At 69.0% G+C, this 3,844-nt stretch carries 6 protein-coding genes; 3 read left to right on the top strand and 3 right to left on the bottom strand.

The window, feature by feature from the left end; translation table 11 throughout:
* Window positions 1-87 precede the first annotated feature (87 nt).
* From H0523_RS31660 to H0523_RS31650, 3 genes are all read right to left on the bottom strand, one after another.
* On the bottom strand, window positions 88-969 hold the full coding sequence (locus H0523_RS31660) for an SDR family oxidoreductase (RefSeq protein ID WP_054434948.1): 882 nt from the start codon (window positions 967-969) through the stop codon (window positions 88-90).
* 119 nt (window positions 970-1,088) lie between these two features.
* Entirely contained in the window at window positions 1,089-1,430 is a 342-nt protein-coding gene (locus tag H0523_RS31655; RefSeq protein ID WP_054434950.1) for an ElaB/YgaM/YqjD family protein, read from the bottom strand.
* A 230-nt stretch (window positions 1,431-1,660) separates the two neighbouring features.
* Window positions 1,661-2,692 (bottom strand): DNA topoisomerase IB, encoded by a 1,032-nt coding sequence (locus tag H0523_RS31650; protein ID WP_054434952.1) that lies wholly within the window; start codon window positions 2,690-2,692, stop codon window positions 1,661-1,663.
* Between the two features lie 124 nt (window positions 2,693-2,816).
* On the opposite strand from H0523_RS31650, the gene H0523_RS31645 reads away from it, so the two are divergent.
* The 3 genes from H0523_RS31645 to H0523_RS31635 all read left to right on the top strand — a co-directional run bounded on the left by H0523_RS31645 (window position 2,817) and on the right by H0523_RS31635 (window position 3,808).
* Entirely contained in the window at window positions 2,817-3,365 is a 549-nt protein-coding gene (locus H0523_RS31645) for a type 1 glutamine amidotransferase domain-containing protein (protein ID WP_054434954.1), read from the top strand.
* 77 nt (window positions 3,366-3,442) lie between these two features.
* Window positions 3,443-3,607: a hypothetical protein gene (locus tag H0523_RS31640; RefSeq protein ID WP_180180300.1), complete on the top strand. Its 165-nt coding sequence runs from the start codon at window positions 3,443-3,445 to the stop codon at window positions 3,605-3,607.
* 48 nt (window positions 3,608-3,655) lie between these two features.
* Window positions 3,656-3,808, top strand: a complete 153-nt coding sequence (locus tag H0523_RS31635; protein ID WP_049073601.1) for a DUF3309 family protein — start codon at window positions 3,656-3,658, stop codon at window positions 3,806-3,808.
* The last annotated feature ends 36 nt before the right edge of the window (window positions 3,809-3,844 follow it).

Genomic DNA, 3,844 nt, shown 5'->3' with positions numbered 1-3,844 from the left:
CGCCGGCCGAGCGCACCGCGCCGGCCTCGGTGGCGCCGCAGTAACGCGCCAATGCGGCGGCGCCGGGCAGGGCGGGCGCCGCGGCGCTCAGTCGCCCGCGCTGCCGGTGATCGGCAGCACGATCCCGGTGATGTAGCTGGCGCAGCACGGCGCGGCCAGGAACACGTAGGCAGGAGAGATCTCTTCGGGCTGGGCCGGCCGGCCCAGGTCCGTGTCCTTGCCGAAGGACTTGATCTGCTCGGCGTCGCGGTCCGCGGGATTCAGCGGGGTCCAGACCGGGCCGGGCGCCACCGCATTGACGCGAATGGCCTTGTCGGCCAGATTGGCCGCCAGCGAACGGGTGAATGCATGGATGGCGCCCTTGCTGGCGGAATAATCGAGCAGCCCGGCGCTGCCGCGCAGGCCGGTGACGGAACCCGTGTTGATGATGCTGGCGCCCGCCCGCAAATGCGGCAGCGCGGCGCGGGCCATGTAGAAATAACCATGGATGTTGGTGCGCAGGGTCTTGTCCCATTTCTCGTCGCTGATGGCCTCCAGCCCGTCGTCATGGTCCTGGAACGCGGCGTTGTTGACCAGCACGTCGAGCCGGCCGAAGGCCTGCGCCGCCTGCGCCACGGCCTGGTTGCAGAAAGCCGATTCGCGCACGTCGCCGGCGATCAGCAGGCAGCGGCGGCCTTCGGCCTCGACCGCGCGCCGGGTTTCGCGCGCGTCGTCGTGTTCGTTCAGATAGATGATGGCGATGTCGGCGCCTTCGCGCGCGAACAGCACGCTCACCGCGCGGCCGATGCCGGAATCGCCGCCGGTGACGATGGCGGCCATGCCGGCCAGTTTGCCGCTGCCCTGGTAGTCGGGCGCCAGGTATTGCGGGGCCAAGGCCATTTCGCCTTCCCTGCCGGGCTTGGACAGGTGCTGCCCGGGCATGGGGGGGACGGGATGAGGCCGGCTGCCGGTATTGCTGGGTGTGGACATGCGGATCTCCCTGAATGATGGTGGGACGCCGTGGCGTCATCGGGAGGATCGAGCAAATGGTGTTCCCGCGGGCGCGGCCCGGCCCGGCCGCACCCGCCGCCGCCGGGCCCTGGGCGGCGTTATTGCCGGCCGACGATCACGCCGAACAGGAATGCCGCGCCGGCCACCAGGCCGATGGCCTGCCAGGGGCGGGCGTGGATGTATTCCTCGGTGCAATCAATGGTCTCGCGCACCATGTCCTGGGCGCTGTCGGAGGCATCGCGCAGGCTGTGGCGGGTGTCGCGCAATTGCTCGGCAAGGCGTGCCTTGAGCGCTTCCAGGTCAGTGCTGGTGGCGTCGCTCAAGGTGGCTTCCAGCTCGTCGATCCAGCTTTCCGGATGGCGCCTGCGACGGCGGGCGGCGCGGTCGTCGGGGCCGTTCTCGGGGAAGTCCGAGGGGACGGGAGTGTGGTTGTTGGCCATGAATAGCTCCTGCTGTTAGCGTTGGCGAAGGCATGGCCGCGGTCCGCTGCGGGCGCGGCGCATACAAGGAAGGTGGCACGGATCAGCGCCTGCCGGGGTCTTGCATTGCATCTCGTTGTGAATGTTCGTTTTACCCACGAACTTGCATCCCTGCGCGCGTTGCCACATCCGCTTGCAATTTGGGCAGGGGCGGGACGGCGTGCCGACCCGGCCGGCCTGACCGGCCGCGTTCAGGCATCGCCCAGAAAGGCCAGCAGCCGGCGTTCGTCGGCGTTGAGCCCGCGGGCCCCCGTCGGCGCGGCCGTCCGTGGCGGCAGGCGCCCGGCCAGATAGGACTCGATGATCGCGGGATGCACGTAGCAGGCGCGGCATACCGCAGGCGTATTCGCCAGCCGCTGTGAGACCTGCCGGATGACCTCCACCACTTCCTGCCGGGCCTGCCGTTCGTCTTGGCGGGGGCGCGCCTGCAAGGCCGCGTAGGCCAGCACCGACCCAGCCCAGGTGCGATAGTGCTTGGCGGTGAAATCGGCGGCCCCGGCTTCGCGCAGATAGGCGTTGACCGCCTCCGAGTCGATCGCATGGGCCTCGCCGGCCTCATCCAGATACTGAAACAGCTGCTGTCCGGGAATATCCAGGCAGCGTTTGATGATGCGCGCGATGCGGCGGTCCTTGACGGTGACGTCGTGCGCCACGCCGCTCTTGCCGCGAAAACGCAGGCGCAGGCGGTCGCCGCTGACACGCGTGTGGCGCCGCGTCAGCGTGGTCAGCCCATAGGAGCGGTTGGCGCGGGCGTATTCGCGCGCGCCGATGCGGATCAGCGTGTCTTCCAGCAGACGCACCACCACCGCGATCACTTTGGCGCGCGGCAGGCCGGACGCCTGCAAGTCGCGCGCCACCTGGCGCCGGATGCGCGGCAGTTGCGCGCCGAACGAACTCAGGCTCTGATACTTGTCGGCATCGCGCAACTGCGCCCAGGCGGCGTGGTAGCGGTATTGCTTGCGGCCACGGGCATCGCGCCCGGTGGCCTGCAGATGGCCTTGGGCATGCGGGCAGATCCACACGTCCTCATAGGCCGGCGGGATCGCCAGCGCGCGGATGCGGGCCAATTCGGTTGCGTCGGTGATGCGTCTGTCGACGGTGTCGAGGTAGTGGAAGGTCGTGCCATTGACCCGCACCCGACGGTAGCCGGGGCCGGTGTCATCCATGTACACGAGTTCGTCGTTGGCGGGGCGGGCCGCCGGCGCCCGGCTGCGGTTTGCCATGTCCTCTCCTGCGCGTCGCCGCTGCGCCGAGCAAGTGGCGTGCCCGCCGCGGGCGGCGGGCGGCGGGCGGCGGTCCCCGGGCACGCCACTTGCTGCATGGCGTGCTGCAACCAGGGAGCATTGCATGACGCATTCATTACAGGACTTCAACGTGGCCATTCTGGTGACAGATGGCTTCGAACAAGTGGAGCTGACCGATCCGCGCGACGCGCTGCAGCAGCAGGGCGCGCGCACGGTGGTCGTTTCGGCGCGGCGCGGGCCGGTGCAGGGCATGCGCCACAACGACAAGGGCGATAGGGTCGAGGCGGACCTGACCTTCGCCGAGGCGAATCCGGCGTCGTTTGACGCGGTGCTGCTGCCTGGCGGCGTGATCAATGCCGACGAGATCCGGCTGCATTCGCAGGCGCGCGCATTCGTGCAGGCCATGCACGAGGCCGGCAAGCCGCTGGCGGTGATCTGCCACGGTGCCTGGCTGCTGATATCGGCGGGACTGGTCAAGGATCGCAAACTGACCAGTTGGCCATCGCTGGCCGATGACCTGCGCAATGCCGGCGCGCGGTGGGTGGACGAGGAAGTGGTGGTGGACGGCCGCTGGATCAGCAGCCGCAAGCCGGACGACATCCCCGCGTTCAACCGGCAGTTGTTGCGCGTTTTCGCGCTGGCGCGCCATTGATGCCGGCGTGGCGCGAGCAGGAGCGCGGCCTGGAATGGTCCGGCCGCGCAGCAGGTTGCGTCTTCAAGGAGAACGCCATGTCAGACCTTCTGTATTTGCATGTCCCGCCCAAGCCGGACCCCATTCCGCCCGGTTCGCCGCCCGGCGACCTGCCGGTGGACCCGGATACCGACGAGCCGGAAGTGGACCTGCCGCCGCTCGAGCCGCCGTCGCCGCGCGGCAAGCGGACGACCCTTCACTGAGCGCCGCGACGCTCGCCCCAGCCACCAAGAACAACTCCCGGAGTCATCATGTCCACCATCCTGTTGATCATCCTGATCCTTTTGCTCGTCGGTGCGGTGCCCGCCTGGCCGTACAGCCGCGGTTGGGGCTATTACCCCAGCGGCCTGCTCGGCATTGTGCTGATCGTGCTGATCGTATTGTTGCTGACAGGCCGCTTGTAGCGCCTCGGCGCCCGATCCGGGCCCGGCCCGTTCAGG

The sequence above is a fragment of the Achromobacter insuavis genome, from assembly GCF_902859645.1.
Lineage (GTDB): Bacteria > Pseudomonadota > Gammaproteobacteria > Burkholderiales > Burkholderiaceae_B > Achromobacter > Achromobacter insuavis.
The sequence above is the reverse complement of the archived record's forward strand: the minus strand, read 5'-3'. Positions and strand labels throughout refer to the sequence as shown.